The 23,300-nt window shown below is 68.0% G+C and carries 21 protein-coding genes; 8 read left to right on the top strand and 13 right to left on the bottom strand.

Going from position 1 to position 23,300, the window contains the following annotated elements:
• Positions 1-139 precede the first annotated feature (139 nt).
• The 5 genes from MVF96_RS07625 to MVF96_RS07605 form a co-directional block, all read right to left on the bottom strand.
• Positions 140-1,546 (bottom strand): sulfatase family protein, encoded by a 1,407-nt coding sequence (locus MVF96_RS07625; RefSeq protein WP_247451810.1) that lies wholly within the window; start codon positions 1,544-1,546, stop codon positions 140-142.
• Between the two features lie 145 nt (positions 1,547-1,691).
• A complete protein-coding gene (locus MVF96_RS07620; protein ID WP_247451809.1) occupies positions 1,692-2,342 on the bottom strand; it encodes a GntR family transcriptional regulator in 651 nt (216 codons plus the stop codon).
• A 34-nt stretch (positions 2,343-2,376) separates the two neighbouring features.
• A complete protein-coding gene (locus tag MVF96_RS07615) occupies positions 2,377-3,408 on the bottom strand; it encodes an isopenicillin N synthase family dioxygenase (RefSeq protein ID WP_247451808.1) in 1,032 nt (343 codons plus the stop codon).
• 51 nt (positions 3,409-3,459) lie between these two features.
• On the bottom strand, positions 3,460-4,347 hold the full coding sequence (locus tag MVF96_RS07610; RefSeq protein WP_247451807.1) for an ABC transporter permease: 888 nt from the start codon (positions 4,345-4,347) through the stop codon (positions 3,460-3,462).
• Positions 4,344-5,123 carry an ABC transporter ATP-binding protein gene (locus MVF96_RS07605; protein WP_065630925.1) on the bottom strand — a complete coding sequence of 260 codons (780 nt, stop codon included), beginning with the start codon at positions 5,121-5,123 and terminating at the stop codon, positions 4,344-4,346. Before MVF96_RS07605 ends, MVF96_RS07610 begins: the two co-directional genes overlap by 4 nt.
• A 58-nt stretch (positions 5,124-5,181) precedes the next feature.
• Between MVF96_RS07605 and MVF96_RS07600 the strand changes: the two genes are divergently transcribed.
• From MVF96_RS07600 to MVF96_RS07590, 3 genes are read left to right on the top strand one after another with little or no spacing between them, the layout of a single operon-like run.
• Positions 5,182-6,348, top strand: a complete 1,167-nt coding sequence (locus tag MVF96_RS07600) for a nitrate ABC transporter substrate-binding protein (protein ID WP_137810728.1) — start codon at positions 5,182-5,184, stop codon at positions 6,346-6,348.
• A 40-nt stretch (positions 6,349-6,388) separates the two neighbouring features.
• On the top strand, positions 6,389-7,402 hold the full coding sequence (locus MVF96_RS07595; RefSeq protein ID WP_159370418.1) for an isopenicillin N synthase family dioxygenase: 1,014 nt from the start codon (positions 6,389-6,391) through the stop codon (positions 7,400-7,402).
• Positions 7,399-8,736 (top strand): amidohydrolase family protein, encoded by a 1,338-nt coding sequence (locus MVF96_RS07590; RefSeq protein WP_238995042.1) that lies wholly within the window; start codon positions 7,399-7,401, stop codon positions 8,734-8,736. Before MVF96_RS07595 ends, MVF96_RS07590 begins: the two co-directional genes overlap by 4 nt.
• Before the next feature lie 94 nt (positions 8,737-8,830).
• Here the strand turns inward: MVF96_RS07590 and MVF96_RS07585 are convergent, their stop codons facing one another.
• Together MVF96_RS07585 and mfd are read right to left on the bottom strand one after the other, a co-directional pair.
• Positions 8,831-9,739 carry a nucleoside triphosphate pyrophosphohydrolase gene (locus MVF96_RS07585; RefSeq protein WP_247451806.1) on the bottom strand — a complete coding sequence of 303 codons (909 nt, stop codon included), beginning with the start codon at positions 9,737-9,739 and terminating at the stop codon, positions 8,831-8,833.
• A 94-nt stretch (positions 9,740-9,833) separates the two neighbouring features.
• Complete coding sequence (gene mfd / locus MVF96_RS07580) at positions 9,834-13,412, bottom strand: transcription-repair coupling factor (RefSeq protein WP_247451805.1); 3,579 nt, start codon at positions 13,410-13,412, stop codon at positions 9,834-9,836.
• Between the two features lie 102 nt (positions 13,413-13,514).
• Here mfd and MVF96_RS07575 point away from each other — a divergent pair, with 102 nt between their 5' ends.
• Entirely contained in the window at positions 13,515-14,087 is a 573-nt protein-coding gene (locus MVF96_RS07575) for a GNAT family N-acetyltransferase (RefSeq protein ID WP_247451804.1), read from the top strand.
• Between the two features lie 34 nt (positions 14,088-14,121).
• Here MVF96_RS07575 and MVF96_RS07570 read toward each other — a convergent pair whose 3' ends face one another.
• From MVF96_RS07570 to MVF96_RS07560, 3 genes are all read right to left on the bottom strand, one after another.
• Positions 14,122-15,705, bottom strand: coding sequence for a cation:proton antiporter family protein (locus tag MVF96_RS07570; RefSeq protein WP_159370414.1), 1,584 nt, complete (start codon positions 15,703-15,705; stop codon positions 14,122-14,124).
• A gap of 169 nt (positions 15,706-15,874) precedes the next feature.
• Entirely contained in the window at positions 15,875-16,576 is a 702-nt protein-coding gene (locus MVF96_RS07565; protein WP_068971913.1) for a TetR/AcrR family transcriptional regulator, read from the bottom strand.
• Between the two features lie 56 nt (positions 16,577-16,632).
• Complete coding sequence (locus tag MVF96_RS07560; protein WP_247451803.1) at positions 16,633-17,283, bottom strand: vitamin K epoxide reductase family protein; 651 nt, start codon at positions 17,281-17,283, stop codon at positions 16,633-16,635.
• 149 nt (positions 17,284-17,432) lie between these two features.
• On the opposite strand from MVF96_RS07560, the gene MVF96_RS07555 reads away from it, so the two are divergent.
• From MVF96_RS07555 to MVF96_RS07540, 4 genes are all read left to right on the top strand, one after another.
• Entirely contained in the window at positions 17,433-18,077 is a 645-nt protein-coding gene (locus MVF96_RS07555) for an ABC transporter permease (protein WP_058250824.1), read from the top strand.
• Positions 18,074-19,408, top strand: coding sequence for an ATP-binding cassette domain-containing protein (locus tag MVF96_RS07550; protein WP_247451802.1), 1,335 nt, complete (start codon positions 18,074-18,076; stop codon positions 19,406-19,408). The genes MVF96_RS07555 and MVF96_RS07550 overlap by 4 nt, the downstream gene beginning before the upstream one ends.
• Positions 19,405-20,223 carry an ABC transporter permease gene (locus MVF96_RS07545; RefSeq protein WP_068971916.1) on the top strand — a complete coding sequence of 273 codons (819 nt, stop codon included), beginning with the start codon at positions 19,405-19,407 and terminating at the stop codon, positions 20,221-20,223. Before MVF96_RS07550 ends, MVF96_RS07545 begins: the two co-directional genes overlap by 4 nt.
• 74 nt (positions 20,224-20,297) lie before the next feature.
• The gene (locus tag MVF96_RS07540) at positions 20,298-21,233 is read left to right on the top strand and encodes a glycine betaine ABC transporter substrate-binding protein (RefSeq protein ID WP_418930440.1); all 936 of its coding nucleotides are present in this window, start codon (positions 20,298-20,300) and stop codon (positions 21,231-21,233) included.
• 14 nt (positions 21,234-21,247) lie between these two features.
• Here MVF96_RS07540 and MVF96_RS07535 read toward each other — a convergent pair whose 3' ends face one another.
• The 3 genes from MVF96_RS07535 to MVF96_RS07525 form a co-directional block, all read right to left on the bottom strand.
• On the bottom strand, positions 21,248-21,757 hold the full coding sequence (locus MVF96_RS07535) for a pyridoxamine 5'-phosphate oxidase family protein (protein WP_068971917.1): 510 nt from the start codon (positions 21,755-21,757) through the stop codon (positions 21,248-21,250).
• A gap of 75 nt (positions 21,758-21,832) precedes the next feature.
• Positions 21,833-22,027 carry a hypothetical protein gene (locus MVF96_RS07530; RefSeq protein ID WP_247451800.1) on the bottom strand — a complete coding sequence of 65 codons (195 nt, stop codon included), beginning with the start codon at positions 22,025-22,027 and terminating at the stop codon, positions 21,833-21,835.
• Between the two features lies 1 nt (position 22,028).
• Positions 22,029-23,171 (bottom strand): LLM class flavin-dependent oxidoreductase, encoded by a 1,143-nt coding sequence (locus tag MVF96_RS07525; RefSeq protein WP_247451799.1) that lies wholly within the window; start codon positions 23,169-23,171, stop codon positions 22,029-22,031.
• Between the last annotated feature and the right edge of the window lie 129 nt (positions 23,172-23,300).

Genomic DNA, 23,300 nt, shown 5'->3' with positions numbered 1-23,300 from the left:
AAAGACGAGTCTAGCGAGCGGGAAAAGCACCGCAAGCTGGCCTTTTACGCGCAGCCGGGTCGAAACCATTGACACCGAGACCGCGCTGTGGGTGGCGTGAGATCGCGTGTCCGAGATGACGCTTTCGCGCCGACGCCCCTCAGCGCTCGCCCGACGTGAGGTCCCCGGCCAACTCGCGACGGGCACCCAGCGGACGCCGGGACGGCAATGCCTCCTCCTCGGCCTCGACCTGCGCCGCCTTGGTGTGGAATGCGTCCATGAAGGCCTCCGCCGTCGCCGTGCCGGCCGCTTCATCGGGCAAGTCGTCATGGGTGCGCTCGCGCCAGTCGGCCAACGCCCGCGCGAGCTCGTCCCGGACGTGCGCATACGACGGGTCGTCGGCGAGGTTGTTGCGCTCATGCGGATCGGAACGCAGGTCGTAGAGCTCGACCCTCGACCGATCTTGTTGCACCTCTTGCCGATCCAGCGACCGCGCCGACAAACTGTCGGCGATGTCGAGCGGGAGCAACAACGCCGGCCGCGCCGCGTAGTTCTCGATGTAACTGAACTCCTTGGTCCGAACGGCACGGATCGGGTCGAAGGCGTCGTGATAGGTCTTCTCGGTGAACACCTCGGTGCGGACGGCTGCGTCTTCCGTTCCCACCAGCGCGGGGGCGTGCGAGTCACCGTCCACCGTGTCCGGGATGTCGACACCCACCAGGTCGAGCAGCGTCGGCGTGAGATCGACCCCCGAGAACAGATCGTCGTAGACCGTCGGCGTGATCCCCAGCCGCGACGGCGGGCGCATGATCAATGCGATCCCGGTGCCCTCGGCGTACAGCGTCGATTTCGCCCGTGGGAACGCCAGACCGTGATCGGTGACGAACACGATCCAGGTGGAATCGTCGAGACCGAGTTCGGCGACGGTGTCGAGGAGCCGGCCCACGGCCGAGTCGGCCTTCGTGATCGAGCCGTGCAGACCCGCCAGATCGTCGCGCACGTCGTCGGTGTCCGGCAGGAACCCGGGGACCGAGATCGTGCTGGTGTCTGCCGGCTTGTACTCGTCGGCAGGGTAGGGCCGATGCGTTTCGAAGAAGCCCGCCGTCAGGAAGAACGGCCGATCGTCGTGCGCATGTCGTCGCAACCAGTCCTGGGACCGGTCCACCACGTAGTCGCAACGCGAGTCGGACACATCCACCGAGTCGAAACCGAGCCGGCCGGGGTCCGCGCTCTCGTGCTGCATCCCGAAGAGTGCCGAGCGGTAGCCCGCACCCGCGAGGAGAGCCGGCAGGGTCTGCACGTCCGGGAAGTACTCGAACCCGTGGTGGGCCAGGCCGACGAGCCCGTTGCCGTGCGGATAGCGCCCCGTGAACAGGGAACCGCGGGCCGGTGAGCACAGCGGCGCCGTGGCGTGTGCGTCGGCGAACCGGATGCCGGCGGCCGCGAGGTCGTCGAGGACGGGACTCTCGACGCCATCGGCGCCGTAACACCGCAGATGGCGACCGAGATCGTGCCAGTGCACCAGGATCACGTTGTCGCGGCGCGCGGCATCGGGTGAAGAGACCATCCACCCATGATGGCGCAGACGATTCCCCTGCCGGGGCCCACCCGGGGCGGCGGATGCGCTCTCTCCCGCCGCCGCACCGCCTGACGAGATCAAATCAGCGTGGGCGAAAGTCCGGTGGCCGGGGTCACGGCGATCGCGCACCGGATCAGGTACGGAGCAGCCGGACGAGCACGCCGGCGGCGTGGGCGCGCGCGGCCCGGTCGGCTTCGTCGGCGTCACCGGCCTCCAGTGCCGCGATGATCCGGCGGTGCTCGGTCACGGCGTGCCGACGGTTGTCCTCGTGCGACCACATGTCGGATCGGTAGAGATGTGACTGGGTGTCGAGCTTCAGCAGTGCGTCGCACAGCGGGGCGTTTCCCGACAGCGACCGGACCGCGGTGTGGAAGTCGAGATCGAGTTCGGCGTCGCGTCGGTGATCGGGCTCGGTCTCCAGCAGACGCTCCTGCTCACGCACCCGATCCCAGAGCCCGGTCAGCTCGGCACGGGTCACCCGGATGGTGGCCTGGCGCGCGGCGAGTCCGTCGAGGACCTCACGAACCTCGAAGACGTGCCGCAGCATCTCGTCGTCGAGGACAGCCACCTTCGCACCGACACGAGGCGTGTAGACCGCCAGCCCGTCCATGACGAGTTGTTGGACCGCCTCGCGCACCGGGCTGCGGGACACGTCCAGTCGGGCGGCCAGACCCGGAACCGAGAGCGACGCACCGGGTTCGAGCGTGCCGTCGAAGATCTCGTCGCGTATCCGGCGCAGGACCGACTGCATCAGCAGCGCGCCGTCGTGTCCGTTTCCCGTCATGACCGTCCCAGCGTAGAGGGCCGATGCCCCGACCTCATCCCGCGGCCATCACGCGCTGCGCCTCGCGCTCGGCGCCGACGGGTGCGATTCCGCTCTTCATCCCGGCGAGTTTCGCATCAATGTTCTCGGCGACGGTGATCGGCGGATATCCCGGGTGGTCGGTACGCGCGCACCCGGGCAGCGTCTCGATGACGGCATCGGCGTTGCCGTCGAAGAAGAACGCTGCCGACCGACGACGCAGGATCCGGCCGTCGACGACGGGCGGGTCGACGCGGTGGACAGTCGATCGCCACCGGTCGTTCGTCCACCGCGCCATGGCGTCGCCGAGGTTGACCAGCAGCGCGCCGTCGGCGGGTGCCACGTCGTGCCACCGCCCCTCGTGATCGAGCACCTGGAGCCCGGGCACCTGGTCGGCCCACAGCACGGTGAGGATGCCGAAGTCGGTGTGCGCACCCATCCCGGTCAGCTCCCCGGCGAGTTCGATCTCGCCTTCGGGGAGGGTGTAGTTGTTGAGCTTCAGCGCGTCGATGGAGTGATCGGTCATCCCGTCGAAGTAACCGGGCGGCAGACCGAGCGCATCGGTGAAGGCGGTGAGCAGAACTCGCGAGAGGCCCCGCGCCGCGTCGAACCAGGATTCGACCGCCGGGCGGAATCCCGGCGCCGCGTCCGGCCACGTGTTCGTCGGGTAGCTGGACTCCGGCAGGTCGAGGCCCGGGAACCAGGAACCCTCCGAGCCGACGGTGAACGCCTCGTAGAAGTCGTTCATCTGATTCGCCGCGGCCACACCGAGACTCATGCTCAGCGACTCACTCTTCGGCGGGCTGTAGCCGCGATTCTGCCCCGGCCGGGCGTATTGCTTCTTCACCTCGAGGGGCAGCGCGTAGAACTCGTCGAGCGCCGCGGTCAGTCCGTCGATGACGCCGGGTGCGATCCCATGACCGACGACCTGGACGAAACCGACGCAGCCACAGGCGTCGTCGAGGGCGCGCGCCACGCCGTCCCGGGCCGCGGCCGAGCTGTCCGGGTCGAGGTAGGGCGAGATGTCGATGGTGGGAACGGTGAACATGAATCCTCCGGATGGGTTCGGGTCGAGGTGGTTGCGAGCGCGGAGATGTCCTCAGCGACGACGGTTCACGGCGGCGTTGAGAATGCTGAAGGCGCCGAAGACGAGGATGCCGAACACCGAGGCCAGGACGATCGCCGCGATGAGGTCGTCGGACTGGAGGCGAGCCCGATAGATGTCGAGCAGGGTCCCGATACCGGGTTCGCCCTTGGCGAAGAACATGTCACCGATGATGGCGCCTACCACGACCAGCCCCGAGGCCGTCCGGAAGCCGGTCATCATCGACGGGAGCGCCGACGGGAACTCGAGCATCAGCAGGCGTTGCACCGGTGAGGCCTTCGACAGGGTGAACAGCTCCTGTGAGGACTTGTCGACCGAGACGAGCCCGAAATGCGTGTTGGCGATGATGGGGAAGATCGCGATGATCACGCACACGATCGTGCGGGCGACCATCCCGTAGCCGAACCAGAGCCCGATCAGCGGAACGATCGCGAGCACCGGGATCACCTGCAGCACAACGGCCCAGGGGTAGATCGCGCGTTCGAGGAAGGACCCCCGGCTCATCAGGACGCCGATGGCGACCCCGATCAGCGCGGCGAAGGCGAAGCCCACGAGACAGACCTTCGCGGTGACCCACAGCGCGTCGAGCATGGGGCCGACGCTGTCCGGGTCCAGCAGCGACTCGAACAGCACGGTGTGCGGCGGCGGGAGCAGGAAACGCCGCTCCGGAGTGAGGATGAGATAGCTGACTGCGTACCAGGCGGCGATTCCCACGGCGAGGGAGAGGACCGGAGGTGCTCCGTACCTCAGCACGGCTGCCGTGACACGGCGGGCGCCACTCTTCCGCGACGACCGCTCGCCCCGTGTGGGCTCGGGCTGCGGCGCGGAAACCGGTCCGTGGTGCTCGCCGGCGGCGGGACGAGATCGGGCGGCGGTGGTCATCGTGCACCTCGGAGGGTCTCGGAGATCTCGGCGACGTGGTCGGTGAAACGGCTGTCGTAGCGCAGATCCGGGTGGCGTGGGTGAGCGAAGTCGATGCCGATGTCAGCGACGATCCGCCCGGGGCGTGCGGACATCACGATCACCCGGTTGGCGAGGAAGACCGCTTCGGACACCGAATGCGTGATGAACATCGCGGTGAACCGGCGTTCGGCGTAGAGCCGTTGCAGCTCGGATTGCATGTCGAGCCGGGTCATCTCGTCGAGAGCGCCGAAAGGCTCGTCGAGGAGCAACAATTCGGGCTCGGAGGTCAACGCGCGGGCCAGCGAGGCACGCATCTTCATGCCACCGGACAGCATGCGCGGCAATTGCGACTCGAACCCGGTGAGACCGACCGCGTCGATGGCGGCCTGCGCCCGGCGTCGTCGTTCACCCCGCGGCAGCCGGGCGATCTCGGCGCAGAGTTCGACATTGCCCCGCACACTGCGCCAGGCGAGGAGGGTCGGTTCCTGGAAGATGAACCCGACCGACTCCGTGGACAGTGCCACGCTTCCCTCTGTGGGCTTCTCGAGACCGGCGGCCATCCGGAGCAGGGTCGACTTACCACAACCCGACGGTCCGACGACGGCCACGAAGTCGCCGGCGCGCACGTCGAGGTCCACCCGGTCCAGCGCCTGGGTCCCGGACTCGAATCGCTTCGTCACCCCGGAGACGGACGCGACCACATCTTTGGTGAGATGACGCGCATCCACATCCCTCACCGTGTCGTAGAGTTTCATCCGGCCTTCCCGCCCTGTGCATGTCTACATGTAACTGTTGCAGTCTTTCTGCTATTAGATGACCCGCCTCCGCACGTCGCGTCTGGCCGTGGCCGCCACGGCGGCGACGATCTGCGCAGCGGTTCTCGCCGGCTGCTCGAGTTCCGGGTCCGACGACACCGCGTCGTCGAGCCTCCCCTCGGCGCCGGCCGAATCCACCCTCGCCGGAACCTGCCCCGACAACGTGGTGGTTCAACTGCAGTGGCAACCGCAGTCGGACATGGCCGGGGTCATCGGACTTCTCGGACCCGGGTACACCGTCGACACCGACAACAAGTCGGTCTCCGGACCGCTCGTCTTCGACGGCATGGACACCGGCGTCGACATCACGCTGCGCGCCGGCGGCCCGGCCATCGGATTCCAGTCGGTGCCCTCGGCCATGTACTCCGACGACTCCATCCACCTCGGTCTCGTCCACGGCGACCAGATGATCTCCGCCGCCAAGGACCAACGCGTGGTCGGTGTGACGCCCCTGCTGCAGTACAACCCCTCGATCATCATGTGGGACCCCGCAACCCACCCGGACGTGAAGACGATCGCCGACATCGGCCGATCCGACGCCAGCGTGGTGGTGTCGAAGGATCAGATCTTCCCGCAGTGGCTGGTCGCGAAGGGGCTGCTGCAGCAGGATCAGCTCGACACCAGTTACGACGGCGCCCCGGCACGTTTCGTCGGCGACCCGTCGATCACCCAGCAGGGGTTCGCCAACTCCGAGCCCTACACCTACGAGAACGAGACCCCGTCGTGGAACAAGCCGGTCGCCTACGCGATGGTCAAGGACGCCGGGTACGACGTCTACGCGTCGAACGTCTCGGTCCGCGCCGGTGACGTCGAGGAGATGTCGCCGTGTCTGGAGAAGCTGGTCCCGATGATCCAGCAGACCGGTAAGGACTACGTGGCCTCGCCCGACGCGGTCAACGCCACCATCGTCGACTGGGTGTCCCAGGACGTGTCCTTCACCCCGTATTCAGCCGGCGAGGCGGCGTACTCGGCGGGCTTGCTGAAGGATCGCGCGGTCATCGCCCCGGGCGCGGACGGTGTCTACGGCAGCTACGACATGGTGAAGGCGCAGAACGTGATCAACGACCTCGTGCCGATCCTGAACGGCGGAGGCGCCGACCTGCCGGCCGCATTGCCCGCCGACCAGCTGTTCACGACCCAGTTCATCGATGAGCAGATCCGCTGACCCGACGCCCACGTCTTCCCCGACCACAGAGAGACACACGATGACAGAGACCACCACACCCCCGTCGCCGGCCGCCTCGGCCGGCCTGACCGAGCTCGACCGGGAACGCCGGATGGGCGGGCTGGGGACCGAGACCACCGACCGCGAGATCCGCCGGATCAGTCTGGCCGATCTGGACAACCGCCGCGACGAGATCGCCGACCAACTCTGGTCGGCCGCAACCGACATCGGCTTCTTCCAGGTGATCGACCACGGCATCGACCTGGCCGCGGTGGACCACGCGTTCGAGATGTCCGCCCGGTTCTTCGCGCTCCCCCGTTCGATCAAGGAGCAGTATCCGCTCAAGAAGGGCCAGAACGCGGGCTGGGAGTACCGCACCCAGGTACGCCCGTCGATCGGCACACCGGACCAGAAGGAGTCCTACCAGTTCACCCGGCCCCGCATGGACGGACTGTGGCCGAGTGAGCGCGAGCTCGCCGGATTCCGCTCCACCATCGAGGATTTCGAGCACCGGTGCTGGTCGGTGGCCATGACCCTGCTCAGCTGTTTCGCCGAGCGTCTGGGTCTCGACCGCGACTTCTTCACCCGGGCGCACGACCCGACGGCGGACACCTACCAGAGCACCCTGCGGCTGCTGCACTACTACGCGTTCCCCGACGAACTGATCGACTCCGAGAACAGTTGGCGCGCCGGCGCACACACCGACTTCGACGCACTGACCCTGCTGTTCCAGCGGTCCGGTCAGGGAGGCCTGCAGGTGCTACCGGGAGCCGAGGCCGACGGTCAGGCCTGGACGTCGGTCGAGCCGTCCGACGACGCCATCACCTGCAACATCGGCGACATGCTGATGCGCTGGTCCGACGACCGACTGCCGTCGAACTTCCATCGGGTCCGGGCTCCCCGACGGGGCGAGTACACCGGTCCGCGCTACACGCTCGCGTACTTCGCCCAGGCGAACTCCGACGTGCTGATCGAGAGCGCGGGCGGCACCTACCCGCCGATCACCGCCGCCGACTACCTCGCCCAGCGCATCGCCGCGAACTTCGCGAAGTGACCGACACATCATTGCCCGGGGCCGCCGTCACCGCGGCGGCCCCGGCCTTTCGCGACGTCACCGTCTACACGGCCGGGCAGTGGAAAGCCCATCACGACGTCCATGTCGTCGACGGGATCGTCACCGCGATCGCACCCACCGCCCGTCCGGGCGGTGGAACCGGTAACGGTTACGTCATCCCCGGGTTCGTCAACACCCACACGCACCTCCAGCAGTCGCTCATGCGGGGAATCGCCGAATGCACACCGTTGCTCGAATGGTTGCTGGCCGTGGGCGAGGAATCGGTGGCGATCACACCCGAGCGGGCCTACCTCGCCGCTGTCTCGGCCTGCCTCGAACTGTTGCGATCGGGCACGACGACCGTGGTCGAACACATGTGGCCGCACCCGTCGCACGAGATCCATGACGCCGTCGTGCGGGCACTGCGCGACACCGGAATCCGGGCGATCCTCGGCCGCGGGGTCGCCGACCGCACCGACCCGAGCCGCAAGTGGGGGTTCGAACCGCGGCTGATGCAACCCCTCGGCGAGGTCCTCGACCACGTCGACCATCTCCGCAACGAGGTTGCCGGGTCAGCGATCTCGATGGCCCTGGCGGTACCCAATCCGCGCTCGGTCACCGACGCCGGGATGCGGACGATCCGCGACTTCGCGCAGGAACGTGGACTGCCGGTCTCCATCCACCTGCTCGAGACCGGCACCGACGAGCAGATGTGTCGGCAGCACACCGGCTTCGGGGCCGTCGACCACCTCGACCGCAACGGCTTCCTGTGGGACCGCGTGCTCGCCGTCCACTGCGTCGAGCTCGACGACGCCGGCCAGCGCACCCTCGCCGCCCGGAAGGTGGCGGTGTCGCACAATCCATTGTCGAACATGCGTCTCGGCAGCGGGGTGGCCCCGATCCCGGCGATGCTGGAGCGCGGCCTGGCGGTCGGGCTGGGCGTGGACGGCGCCGCCAGCAACGACACCCAGGACATGCTGGCGACGCTGCGCATCGCCGCTTACCTGCAACGTGCCGTCCACCGGCGTGCGGACCTGCTCGGGTTCCCCCAGATGCTCGACATCGCCTGCGGCGGCGCCAACTACGCGCTCGGTCTGTCGCCGGTGACCGGCGGTGTGACAGTCGGGTCGCCCGCGGACCTCACGCTGGTGCGGTTCGACCGCGACTACGCCACCCTCCCCGTCCGCGATCCCGGCGCGTCGCTGCTCACCACCGGATCACGGTCCATCGTCGACACGGTGATGGTCGGCGGCGAGATCGTCGTCGAGGACGGACGCCACACGCGAATCGACGAGGGGGAGTTCACGAAACAGCTGGCCGCACTGTCCGTCTGAGCCTCGATCCGGTTCATCTCCCCAAACCCCGCGACAGTGGTCGCGTTTCGTTGCGCGGATCGCAACGAAACGCGACAACTGCGCCGCTTGATGATCAGGCCGGGTTCTCGCCCAGTACGGCCGACCACGCCTCGGGCGAGTCGAGGGTGACGTCTCGCTCGGCCGCACGCGCTTCTGCCGCGCGCACGTCGGCCATCAACGCGAGCGCTCGGTCCCGGGCCTGCGCCTCGACGCTGTCGCCGCCGGCGACGACCGTCACGGTCAGGGTCTCCGCGGGGATGGTGTCGACGGGATAACCGGCCGCGGTGAGCCGTTCGAGGACCTTCTGCACCAGGGCGAGAGCGGGCTGGGTCGTGGCGACGCCGTCGAACACCGAGCCGCGGCGCTTCTCGGCCGCCTTGCGTTCCTCCCATTCCCGGATCTGGGTCTCCAGATCCGAGTGGGCGCCGGACAGCACGCCCGGGGTCCGGCCGGTCACCTTCGACGTGAAACTCCGTGCGACGTCGTCGATGTCGAACGGCGACTCCGGGTCGTCGGCGGCGATGCGCGCGTGGAACAGCACCTGCAGCAGGAGGTCGCCGAGTTCTTCACGGAGCTCCACGGGGTCACCGGCCTCGATGGCGTCGAGCAACTCGTAGACTTCTTCGAGCAGGTAACGCCGCAACGAGTGGTGCGTCTGGGTGCTCTCCCACGGGCCATTCCGACGCAATGTGTCCATCAACGCCACGGACTCGAGAAGCGCCATGCCGGAGACCGCCTGCGCCGCGATGACGTCTTCCCCGCGCGCGATTCGCGCCTGCACCAGCGGATGTTCGGGATCGGTACTGACGAGCACCGATCCCGGATCAACGGGTGCGTCGTCGAAGACGGGTTCGACGTGGTCGAACTCCCACAGCATCGCCGCGGGCACGTCCTCGGTGACCTGCACCGGCCCGGCGAGACATGAGCGTGCCCGAAGGGGGATCAGATCTGGCCGTGCCGGGTCCAGCAGCACCACCGTCATTCGTCGTACGCCCTTCCCTGAGGAGCGCCCGGAGCCTGCGGAGGGCGCGCTACCCCCGCTCCCTGAGGAGCGCCCGGAGCCTGCGGAGGGCGCGTCACGAAGGGTCCGGCCGCAGTTGGGTGAGGAAGGTCGTCAGGTACTCGATCAGCTCGTCGTCGCGCAGGCGCGCCGACCCCACGCCTCCGGTGCGCGGGATGGGCAGCGTGACCACCGACGTCGTCGCCCGGTAGGTGGCCGACGAGTACAGGCGACGTAGACGCACCTGCTCGCTGTCGAGCAGCGACAGCGGCGAGATCTTCATTCCCTGTCCGGCGAGACCGATCTCGGTGATCCCCCGCTCCCGGCACCGCAACCGCAGCCGGGCGATCGACGCGAGGCGAGTGGTCTCCACCGGCGGCGGACCGTACCGGTCATTGAGTTCGACGAGAACCGAGTCCACCGCGGCGTCGTCGGTCGCCGACGCGAGCTTGCGGTACGCCTCGAGGCGCAGGCGATCGGAGTCGACGTACTCGACCGGGATGTGCGCGTCGACGGGCAGATCGATGCGCACCTCTCCCGTCTCGCGCGATTCGACCGGTTTCCCGTCCGCGGCAGCGCGATACGCCTCCACCGCCTCGCCGACCAGACGAACGTAGAGATCGAACCCGACACCGGCCACGTGTCCGGACTGCTCGGCGCCCAACACATTTCCGGCACCGCGCAACTCGAGATCCTTCAGTGCCACCGCCATGCCCGCGCCGAGCTCGTTGTTCTGCGCGATCGTCGCGAGCCGGTCGTACGCGGTCTCCGTGAGCGGCCGGTCGGGACTGTAGAGCAGGTACGCGTACCCACGTTCACGACTTCGGCCGACGCGACCGCGCAGCTGATGTAGCTGCGAGAGACCGAGGTTCTCGGCACGGTCGACGATCAGGGTGTTGGCGTTCGAGATGTCCAGGCCCGTCTCGATGATCGTCGTGCAGACCAGCACGTCGTACTCGCGATTCCAGAACCCCGACACCGTTCGTTCGAGCTGGTCCTCGCCCATCTGACCATGTGCGACGACGACTCTCGCCTCCGGAACCATCGCGGCGATGTCCTTGGCCATCTTGTCGATGGTCGAGACGCGGTTGTGCACGTAGAACACCTGGCCGTCGCGCAGCAGTTCGCGGCGGATGGCGGCGGCGACCTGTTTGGGCGCATAGGCGCCGACGTAGGTCAGGACCGGATGCCGCTCCTCGGGCGGGGTGAGGATCGTCGACATCTCCCGGATGCCGGCCATCGACATCTCGAGTGTGCGCGGGATCGGGGTCGCCGACATCGTCAGCACGTCGACGTGGGTGCGCAGCGACTTGATGTGCTCCTTGTGCTCCACACCGAAGCGCTGCTCTTCGTCGACAATGACGAGTCCGAGGTCTTTCCAGACGATCCCGGTCTGCAGGAGGCGGTGGGTACCGATGACGACATCCACCTCGCCCTTGGACATCGCCTGGGCGATCTCGCGGGATTCCTTGGCGTCGGTGAACCGGGACAGGCCGCGCACCCGCACCGGGAATCCGCTCATCCGCTCGGTGAAGGTCTGCAGATGTTGTTGCGCCAGAATGGTCGTCGGGACGAGGACAGCGACCTGCTTGCCGTCCTGCACGGCCTTGAAGGCGGCACGGACGGCGATCTCGGTCTTGCCGTAACCGACGTCGCCGACCACGACGCGGTCCATCGGCACCGCACGTTCCATGTCGGCCTTGACCTCGGCGATGACCGTGAGCTGATCCACGGTCTCGGTGAAGTCGAAGGCGTCTTCCATTTCCTGCTGCCACGGGGTGTCGGGACCGAATGCGTGTCCGGGCGCGGCGTGGCGGGCGGCATAGAGCTGTACGAGCTCGCCGGCGATCTCGCGAACAGCCTTGCGCGCCTTGCGTTTCGTGTTCTGCCAGTCCGACCCGCCGAGTTTCGACAGCGACGGTTGTTCGCCGCCGACGTACCGCGAGAGCTGGTCGAGTGCGTCCATCGGGACATACAACCGATCGGCCGGCTGGCCGCGTTTGCTCGAGGCGTACTCCAGGACGAGGTACTCGCGCCGGGCACCCGAGACGGTCCGCTCGATCATCTCGACGAACCGGCCGATGCCGTGCTGGTCGTGCACCACCAGGTCGCCGGCGGCCAGGGCGAGCGGGTCGACCTGGTTGCGCCGCTTGGCCGGCAGCCGGCGGCCGTCCCGGACGTTCGCGACCCGTGTGCCGGTGAGGTCGGCCTCGGCGACCACCACGAGACCCGCGTCGGGACAGACGATCCCGGCACGCAGCGGCGCGCAGAAGACGGTCACCTCGCCGGGCTGCGGCCGATGCCCGGGTTCGGCGATCACGTAGGGCACCTCGGCGTCGGACAGTCGTTCGCCGACACGCTGCGCGGTGCCCTTGCCCGCCACCACGATCGCCGCCGTCTTGCCGTCGGAGACGTGGGCGCGCAACTGCGCGAACGTCGCCGCGATCTCGCGGTCGTCGCCCCGTGGCGCCGGGCCGGGAGCCAGGTCCAGTTCGAGTTCGTCACCGCTGCCGGTCGCGAGTGGACTCAGGGTCCACCAGGGCCGGCCGGCGGCGAGCGTCGCCTTCCGCACCTCGTCGAGAGAGCGGTACGCGCTGGCCTGCAGGTCGATGCCGAGGCTCTCCGACGACCGGCCGTCGATCGGCGCCGAGGCGCCCATGGCGGCGGCGGTCCACGACGCCTCGAGGAATTCCGCACCCGTCTTCGACAGATCGGAGGCCCGGGTCCGCACCTTCTCCGGGTCGAGGATGAGGACCCGTGTGCCGTCGGGGATCACCTCGGTCAGCAACTGCATGTCGCCGTCGACGAGCGCGGGGATCAGCGCCTCCATCCCCTCCACCGGGATGCCCTCGGCGAGTTTGCCCAACATCTCGGTCATGGTCGTGTCGCCCGGATCGGCGGCCGCGAGATCGGCGGCCCGCGCACGGACCTTCTCGGTCAGGAGCAGTTCACGGCACGGGTGAATCCGCACCTCGCTGGTCTCGACCTCGGGCTGGCTGCGCTGGTCGGCCACCGAGAACGCACGCATCTCGGTGATCTCGTCGCCCCAGAACTCCACGCGCACCGGATGATCGGCGGTCGTCGGAAAGACGTCGAGGATGCCGCCGCGTACCGCGAACTCGCCGCGTCGGCCGACCATGTCGACGCGCTCGTAGGCCATCTCGACCAACTGGGACAGCAGTGCGTCGAAGTCGACCTCGATGCCCTCACGCAGGGTCACCGTGGCGACGTCGGCGAGGCCCGGTGCCATCGGCTGGACGAGCGAGCGAACAGTGGTCACGACGACCCGCAGCGGGGTGTCGCCGGGGTTCGCCAGGCGGTGCAGCACGGCCAGTCGCTGTCCGACGGTGTCTGCACTCGGGGAGAGCCGCTCGTGCGGCAGCGTCTCCCAGGACGGGAACTGTGCGACGGCCCCGGCGTCGTCGAGGAGTTCGCCCAGCTCCGCCGTCAGATCGTCGGCCTCGCGGCCGTTGGCCGACACGACCAACAGCGGCGCCTGCGCATCGGTGACCAGGCACGAGACGAGGAAGGGGCGCGCGGCATCCGGCGCGGTGATGTCCAGTCGGCGCTCGTCGCGGTGCTTGTGCACCTCGCGGAAGGACTTGTCCGCACACGCGAGTGTGGCCAGACCGGACAGGGCAGACAGCGTCGACACTCCGTCGATTGTATGGGTCGCCGATCGGCCCGCCCTGCCCGGTCGGCGCACTCGTCCCGACGGAGTTCTCGCCGTCGGCGCCCCTGCCCTACCCTCATCGGCATGAGCGACCGCACCTCCGGCGCGACCTCGCCCCCGATCCGCGTGTCAGACGCGACGATCGACGATTGCGAGGCCGTCGCGGACATCTACGCACACTACGTGCAGCACACCGTCGCGACCTTCGACTACCTGGTTCCGTCGGTCTCGCAGTGGCATGCCAAGCACGCCGCGATCACCGCTGCGGGCCGGCCGTTCGTGGTGGCCTGCGCGGTCGACGACGGGGTCGAGCACGTCGTCGGATACGCCTACCTGGGGACGTTCCGGACGATGCCCGCGTACGACCTGTCGACCGAGGACTCGATCTACGTGCGGCCCGGTCACGGGGGGCGCGGGATCGGCACCGCGTTGATGTCCGCGCTGCTCGCCCGCGCCGACCCGGACAACGTCCGCCAGATCGTCGCGGTCATCGCCGCGACCGGGGGTGAGGGCTCGATCGCTCTGCACCGGCGGTTCGGATTCGACGAGGTGGGTCGCCTGCGCGCCATCGGTCACAAGGCCGAGCAGTGGATCGACTGCGTCTACATGCAGAAGGACCTCTGGAACGGGGACGACACTCTCGGCGCGGGCAGCTGACCGGCCTGGCCACCGGGTCGGGGTGAACCGTCGCTCAGCGTTCCAGACCCGCGGCCTCGGCGGCCGCGTCGGCCAGTCCGACGCCGGTGCCCTCGTAGATGTGGAACGCCACGTCGGCCCCTCGCTGGAGTAACTCGTCGCGTTCGTCGTCGTACTGCGCGACGACGGCGATGGTCCCGGTGACGCCGAGCTCCTCGATCCGTTCGAGAGCCACGAGATTCGAGCCGTGGAAGGGCATGGCCAGGACGAGCAGTTCGAGCTCGCCGACGCCGACGGCCCGGTCCCAGAAGTCGGTCTCGGTGGCGTCGGCGTCGAGTACCCGGACACCCTGCTCGGCCAGTTCGCTCGCCTTGAGCGGGTCGTTCTCCACGCCGATCACGGGTAGGCCGTATTCGTCGACCAGCCGGTCGTAGACCGAGTGGCCGACGCGACCCATCCCGAGGACGAGAACGCGCGCCGGTGCCAGGACGATCGGCGCGTCGTCGGGGTGCGCCCGGGCGGCGGCCGTAGTCGGGACGAACGCCGAGAGCCGGGTCACCAGGCCCGTGCCGCGACGGTTGACGAGGGTGGAGAACACGAAGCTCCCCGCCACCGCGACCGATGTCACCACCAGCCAGTCCTCGCCGATGATGCCTGCCCCCACACCGGTCGCGATCACGATGAGCCCGAATTCCGAGAAGTTGGCCAGAGCGAGTCCGGTGAGGATCGACGTCCGGCGACGCAGGCCGAACAGCGAGAGGACCAGCGTGTACACCGCTCCCTCGAGCGGCAGCAGGATGAGCAGGAGCAGACCGAGCAGCACGGTCTCGGTCGTCGGCGTGACGTGCAGCCCGATCGACACGAAGAACCCGACCAGCAGCAGCTCACGCAAACCGAACAACGTCCGCGACAGCTCCCCCGCACGGGGGTGAGAAGCGAGGAGGACGCCGATGATCATCGCGCCAAAATCACCCTTGACACCCACGGATTCGAAGAGCCAGTAGCCGGGCACGAGCGCCATGACGATCCCGAACAACGTCTGCAACTCGCCGTGGCCGAGGGTGTTCCACAACCGGCGGACGATCCACGCGCCGGGGATCAGCAACACCAGGGCCAGCGCCCAGGGGCTCGGCGGCTCGCCCTGCATGGCGGTCAGATAGACGACGGCGACGATGTCCTGCAGCACGAGGACGCCGATGGCGATCCGGCCGTAGAGGGAATGCGACTCCGACCGCTCGTCGAGTACCTGGACGACGAACACCGTGCTCGAGAAGGACAGCGCAAATCCCAACAGCGCCACCGTCTCCCAGCCCTCGCCGGCGAGCAGCCGCACCCCGATGGCACCCAGGACGCCGAGGAAACCCATTGTGAGACCGAGGATGACGAGCAGGTTCGCCGCCGTGGTGATGACGACCTCGCGCCGGAGCAGCATCCGCACGTCGAGCTTGAGCCCGATGGTGAACAGCAGGATCGTGACGCCCAGTTCGGCCATCGTGTCGATGATCGGCAGTTCGTCGATTCCCGGTGCGTGCAGGATGAACCCGGCGGCGAGGTAGCCGACGAGGGTCGGCAGGCGGGCCACACGTGCGAGGAACCCGCACGCGAAGATGACGACCAGGTAGATGCCGACGGTCTCCACGCGCGGCGCCTCAGCGGGATGCGACGGCCGGCCGGCCGGCGCCGTGCGGGGTCGACATCGGTTGATCCTTCCGGCCGGGGGACGCAGAGTGAATCAACAATAGACGCGGTCCGGGCCCCGTGCCGGGCACCTCGGGTCGGGTGTGGGCCGGGTCGCGAGCGGCCCCCGGTCAGGCGTCGTCGACGGTGGTCCGCTTGCGCGATTCGACGTAGTCGGGCCCGACGAGTTCGGGATCGGGTTCGAGTCGGGTGAGCCCGTTCCAGCACAGGTTGACCAGGTGCGCCGCCACGACCTCCTTCGACGGTTCGCGGACGTCGAGCCACCACTGCGCCGTCACCGACACCATCCCGACGAGCGCCTGGGCGTAGAGCGGTGCGAGGGCGGGATCGAAGCCGCGTCGTTCGAAGTCCCCGGCCAGGATGTGCTCGACCTGACTGATCGCGTCGTTCAGGAGACTCGAGTAGGTCGCCGTCTCGTCCGTGCTCGCGGTGCTGTCGCCGCGGACCAGGATGCGGAAGCCGTCGGTGCGCTCCTCCATGTACGTCAGCAGCGCGAGTGCGACCTGCTGGATGCGATAGAGCGAGCGGTTCTTCGACAGCGACGAGGTCACCATCTCCAGCAGGGTCTCCATCTCACGGTCGACGACCACCGCGTACAGACCTTCTTTGCCGCCGAAGTGCTCGTAGACGATCGGTTTCGAGACACCGGCACGCTGCGCGATCTCTTCGATCGACGTGCCCTCGAAACCTCGTTCGGCGAACAGTCCGCGCGCCACCTCGATGAGCTGCAATCGCCGTTGCGCGCCGGTCATCCGCGCCCGCGGCGCGCGCTGCACCTCCGCCGAACCCTCCGATGGACGCCCGATAGCCATGGGCCCAGCGTAGTGGTGCATCTCGGGAGATTCCGAGCGGTCGCGCGAGGTCGGGTTCAGTACAGGCTGGACCAGTACGACCAGAACCGCACCGCGATCAGCACGATCACGAGGCCGACCGCCGCGACGAGGATGGGCGCGTGGTTGCGGGCCAGGGCGAGCGCGACACGGGACCGCGAGGTGAGCCCGCTCGCGTGCGCGTTGCGCACGCTGACCAGGACGAAGATCGGCAGTGTGACCGCCCAGACGACCATGCAGTAGGGACACAGCGCCCCGATCGAATAGAGGCTCGAATAGACCAGCCACCCGATGAAGACCATCGCCGCGGTGACCCCGACCTGTAGCCCCGCCCAGTACCAGCCGGCGAGGCGCGCCCCGGCCAGCAAGGCCATCCCGGTGGTGATCGCGACCGCGAAACCGGCGATCCCGAGCAGCGGATTGGGGAACCCGAAGAGCGCCGCCTGCGGCTGCGCCATCACCGAACCGCAGCTCAGCACCGGATTGAAGTTGCAGGACGGCACGTAGTCGGGGTCGGCGGCCAGTTCGAATCGTTCCACGGTCAGCACGAACGCCGCGACGAAGCCGATGGCCCCGCCGACACTCAGCACCCAGGCGACGATGCGCGTCCAGGAACGCACGGCCTCGGCCAGGTGGGCCCGATCGTCGTCGGGTCCGACCTCCGAGCTGGTCAGCGCAGTCTCACTCACCCATCCAGGATGGCACCGCGTCGAGCGGAGATCGACCCACGCCGCGTGAAAGTCACACTGGATCGGTCCAAATGTCGGCAGTCTCGTTCAACTCTGCGTAATGTCGACGCAGACACCGGGGGTGGGACACCGGGGATGGGACACCGACAGTGCAATTGTGGGATTACCTCAGCGAGAACGCCCGATCACTCACTTTTCTGACCTATCAACACGCCTCGCTGTCATTTCAGACAGTGCTCGTGGGTACGGCCGTGGCGATCCTCATCGCCGCCGTGGTCTATCGCCTCCCGCTCGCCAGCGCGCTGACGCTGACGTCGAGCCGTGTGGCGCTGACCATTCCGTCGCTTGCCCTCCTGGCCCTGTTGATCGTGCCGTTCGGACTCGGTGTGACGCCGTCGTTTCTGATGCTGGCCTTCTTCGCCACGCTGCCGGTGATCGGCAACGCGGTCGTCGGCCTACGGTCCGTGCCGCCGGCCGTGGTCGAATCCGCCCGCGGCATCGGGCTTTCGAGATGGCGCATCCTGCTCACCGTCGAGTTGCCGATCGCCTGGCCGGTGATCCTGACCGGCATCCGCGTGTCGACCCAGATGATCGTCGGTGTCGCCGCGATCGTCGCCTACGTCCTCGGCCCCGGCCTGGGATCGCTGATCTTCAACGGGCTTTCCCGCCTCGGTGGTGCCAATGCACTCGAAATGGCGCTCGCCGGAACGATCCTGATCGTCATCATCGCCCTCGTCTTCGACGCTCTCCTGGTTCTGCTCGGCCGACTCACCATCTCCAAGGGACTCTCATGACCGACTCCGCCACCTCGTCCGCGCCGAACGGCAACAACCGCAACGTCACCGGCGAGTCCATCCGGCTCGACGGCGTGGCCAAACGTTACCGCGGAGCCACCACGCCGGCCGTCGCCCGTCTCGACCTGGAGATCGACGCCGGTGACATCGTCGCCTTCGTCGGCCCGTCCGGATGTGGCAAGACGACGACGCTGAAGATGATCAACCGCCTCATCGAACCCACCGAGGGTCGCATCTACATCGGTGGACGCGATGTCACCGCGGAGAACCCGGACAAGCTGCGGCAGTCCATCGGCTACGTCATCCAGTCCGGCGGACTCTTCCCGCACTGGTCGGTGAGCAAGAACATCGGCGCCATCCCGCGAATCCTCAACTGGGACAAGAAACGTATCGCCGAGCGCACCGAGTACCTGCTCGACCTCGTCGGACTCGACGCCGCGACCTTCGCCGACCGGCTCCCCAAGGACATGTCCGGCGGCCAGCAGCAGCGGGTCGGCGTCGCACGCGCCCTCGCCGCCGATCCCCCGGTGCTGCTGATGGACGAGCCGTTCGGCGCCGTCGATCCGATCACCCGAACACGCCTGCAGGACAAGCTGATCGCGATCCAGCACGAGCTGGCCAAGACCATCGTCATCGTCACCCACGACTTCGAGGAGGCGACGAAACTCGGCGACAAGGTGTTGATCCTCTCCGAGGGCGGTCACATCGAACAGTTCGCGCCGCCGGAGGAGATCCTGGCCAATCCGGCGAGCCCGTTCGTCGAGGAGTTCGTGGGATCGGGCGCGACTCTCGCCCACCTGACCCTCACCCGCGTCCGCGATGTCGACTTCAAAGAGGTGCTCACCGCCCGGGTCGGAGAACCGTCCGGTGCCGTGGTGACCCGCGCCAAGGCGGCCGGCGAGGACTGGGTCGCCGTCGTCGACCAACACGGCCGCCCACGCGCATGGCCGTCGGTCGAGGAGATCCGCGCCAAGCCGGAGGTCTCCGACTACCTCGACCATCGCCTCCCGGTCGTCGCCAAGTCCTCGACGCTGAACGACGCTCTCGACTCGATGCTCGCGACGAGCCAGGGTGGCGTGCTCGTCACCGACGGACGCGGCGCGGTCGTCGGTGCGCTGAACATCGCCTCGGTGATGGAAGCGATCCGCGGTCAGCTCGCGACGGTGCGGGAAGACGACGACCACGGCGGCTATCTCGACCACGCCGAGGGTTCGGCTCCCGTCGAGACCCCGGTCGTCGCGGCCGACGACGAGCCCGGCCTGGAACCGGCCGCAGGCGCCGGTTCCGCGACAGCGCCGGTGGGCACGCCCGAGACGAGCGCCGAGCGGTGACGGGTTTCATCGCCGAAGAGGCGAGGATCACCGAGACCGCGAAACCGCCTGCCCCGGAGTCGGTCCCGAGCGGCTTTCGACGACGGCTCTCCCGTATCCCCATCGACGTGTGGTTCGAACCGCTCGTGATCGTGGTCGTCGGCGTGGGTTTCGCCATCTGGTACGCGAACACCACGTTCACCACCACCGAGAGCGCGTCGATGTCATGGGCCGCGCTGCGCACCACCATCCTCGATCACATCCAGCTGACTCTCGTCGCCACCGTCATCGTCGTCGTGATCGCGATCCCACTGGGTATCGCACTCACCCGACCGTCGCTCCGGTGGCTGAACCCGATCGCGGTGAACATCGCCAACATCGGGCAGGCGGCGCCGGCGATCGGTCTGCTGGTGCTGTTCACCTTCTGGCTCGGCACCGGTTTCAACACCGCCGTCGTCGGCCTGGTCGTCTACGCGGTACTCCCGATCCTGCAGAACACCATCGTCGGACTGCGTCAGGTCGATCAACGGACCGTCGAGGCATCCCGGGGCATCGGCCTGTCCGCCGTCCGCACCCTCGTCCAGGTCGAACTCCCGCTCGCCGTACCCGTCATCCTCAACGGGGTGCGGACCGCACTGGTGATCCTGGTCGGCACCGCCACCCTCAGCACGTTCATCGGCGCGAACAGCCTGGGCACGCTCATCACCACCGGCATCACGCTGTTCCTGCCCAAGCTGCTGGTCTCGGGCGCGATCCTGGTCGCCCTGCTCGCCATGACGATCGACTGGCTCGGCCGCCTCGTCGAACTCGTCGCGACACCTCGGGGGATCGCATGATGACACGGTCGCAGTCGGCCCGCTCGCTGCGCTCCCGGGCACTCGCAATCCTGGCCGCGTCGGCGGCCCTCGTGATGACGCTGTCGGCGTGTGGTCTGGTGAGTTCGTCCGGAACCTTCCGTCCCGCTTCCCTTCCCGGCGGCGAACGTCCGCTGGAGGGCACGTCGGTGGCCGTGACGTCGAAGAACTTCACCGAACAGGTCCTGCTCGGCAAGATCACCGCGACCTATCTGGCAGCGGCCGGGGCCGACGTCGACGACCTCACCAACGCACCGGGATCGATGTCCTCGCGGCAAGCGGTTCTCAACGGTGACGCCGACATCGTGTGGGAGTACACGGGCACCGCCTGGCAGACCTATCTCGGTGAGACGGAGACCATCGCGGATCCGCAGCAGCTGTACGAGCGCGTCCGTGACGCCGAACGCGCCAACGGTGTCGAGTGGCTACCGCCTTCGTCGTTCAACAACACCTACGCCTTCGCCGCCTCGGCACCGACGGCCGAACGGTTGAACGTCACCAAGATGTCCGACATCGCGAAGCTGCCCGAATCCGAGCGGACGTTCTGCATCAACGACGAGTTCCTCTCGCGCGCGGACGGTTTCATCCCCATGCTGGAGGCCTACGGCATCCCGCTCGACGCCCCCGGCGGCGTGCCCAAGAGCAACGTGACGACCATGGACTCCGGCGTCGTCTACACCTCGACCGCACGGAGCGAACCCTGCAACTTCGGCATGGTCTACTCCACCGACGGCCGGATCAAGAACCTCGACCTGGTCGTCCTGGAAGACGACAAAAAGTTCTTCCTGCCCTACAGCGGCTGCCTCGTGGTGAGCACCGGCGTCAACGACGCGAACCCGGAGATCGCCGAACTCATGGCTCCGGTGTCGGCGAAACTCACCGACGAGCTCATGCAGGAACTCAACGGACTCATCGACATCGATGGTGCCGACCCCTCCGACGTCGCCTACGACTGGCTCGTGAAAGAAGGCTTCATCGTCCCGGTCGACTGACCGTCGACTCACAGTCAATGAGACTGGCTCGGTGCGTAGACCGTCATCCAATGCGGGTGCAGGCGAAAGTAGATGACCTCGACGTCCCAGTCGAACGCATCATCGCCGTAGATCTTCTTGAAGTGGGCCACCAACTCGGGCCAGTCATCGGCGCGGTCGCCGTCGAGCGGGTTGAGGATCTCGACCGTCCCGTGCGTGAACACCCCGAGTTCCTCGCCCTGGATGTGAGCCGCGCTGGCGGCCGGACGGGCGGCGAGGTGCCGAGCCTTCGCAGCTGTGCGCGCCGTGCCGAAGATCCACTTCCCGTGGAGGAAATGCCCGTCGACGGCGCTGATCCTCGGCTCGCCCGCCGCGGTCACGGTCGAGAGCGCGAGAACACGCATGCCCGTCAGGATGTCAACCAATTGCGGTGCGTCGACCGTGTTCTCGCTGCTGATGATGGACCGCAGATGATCTGTCGATCGGGACAGGGACGCGTCGAGAAGGGTCTGCAGTTCGTGTAGTTCATCCGGGGTCTCGTACATGGTGGGCGTCCTCGTGGCTGCTCGTCGGCGACGACCGTCGTCACCGGAGAACCTCATGGTGCCACCGGGACCCGGTTATGAGACCTTTTCGCGGCCGACCGTTCTTGCTGACTCCAGCGGGAGACCCAGGGGCGGTGCCTCCGGATGCAGCGCCGCACACACGGCGAGAAGGTCCACGTCGACGCGACGCCGGATGCCGGTGAACAGGGCCCTCAACGACGACCGCACACCGGCGCGTCGTCCGAAACCCTCTGCCGCGTAGCCGGTCATCTCACTTCCCTCGCAATCCCCATGCGGCCGCCAGCAACTCATGCGACGCCAGCCGATGGTCGAAGTCGTGGGTGACGCTGGTGACGAGCAGCTCGTCGGCGCCGGTCACCCGCGCGAGTGTGCGCAGCCCGTCCACCACGGTGTCGGGGTCGCCGACGAACTGGGTGCGCACGCGATCGTCGACCAGCGGGAGCGCGTCATCGTCGAGCGGACGCGACGTGTCAGGGTTCGGGTACGGTTGCGCGCCGGCTCCGCTACGGATGCCGTACACCCAGTGTCCGTAGGTGGATGCACGGTGCCGTGCCGTCGATTCATCCGCGGCGACAACGACATCCGCGGAGACGACCACATACGGCTCGGCCAGGACCGGCGACGGCCGGAACGCACTTCGGTACGCCTCGACGGCCTCCAGGACCGTGCTCGGGCTGACGTGATAATTGGCGACGAACGGCAACCCGCGCGCACCTGCGGTCTGGGCACTCTGCCCCTTGCTGCTCCCGAAGATCCAGACCGCCACGTCAGCGCCCCGCCCCGGCACCGCGGTCAGTTCGACGTCGCGGTGACTGAACCCGCCCGTCAGGAGCGCCAGGACATCACCGACGGCGTCGTCGAAGTCCGGCGGCGACGCACCGTCGAACTGCGAGGCCGCGAACGCGGCGACGACCCGCGGTGCGTTCAGGATCGACTCGACGGGGAACGGCGACGGAATGAGCAGGCCGTCGACGACCTCGTCGGGCTGTCGGGGTGCGGGCTCGCGGGGTGCGGATCTCCGGTCGGCGGTCGCCAACTCGGTGCGACGCTGCGCGGAACGACCGAGACCCAGGTCCAGTCGGCCGGGGTGAAGCGCGTCGATGGTCCCGAAGGCCTCCACGATCGACACCGGGGTGTGCAGGCCACTCTGGACCGCCGCCGATCCCACGCGGATGGACTCGGTCGCGCCGGCGATGAGTCCGATGAGCGTGGTCGTCGACGAGCTGGCCACTGCCACGAAGTGATGCTCGGCGAGCCAGAAGCGGTGATATCCCAGACGTTCGGCGTGCCGGGCCAAGGCAACGCTGCGGCGCACCGCCGTCGCCGCGTCACTCCCCTCCGTGACCGGCGCGAGGTCGAGCACGGACAGCGGTATGGGTTTATCTCCCGTCATACCGCTCCCCGACCGTCTCGAGTCCTGTGCCGAACACACCTCATCCTGATCAGCGAAGCGGCATCGGCGGGACATCGGAAGGGTTAGGCCCACGCCGATCCGATGGCCTGGTCCTGGAATCCCGTGTCA

Origin of the sequence: Gordonia hongkongensis (genome assembly GCF_023078355.1) — a bacterium.
GTDB classification, from domain to species: Bacteria; Actinomycetota; Actinomycetes; order Mycobacteriales; family Mycobacteriaceae; genus Gordonia; species Gordonia hongkongensis.
The sequence above is the reverse complement of the archived record's forward strand: the minus strand, read 5'-3'. Positions and strand labels throughout refer to the sequence as shown.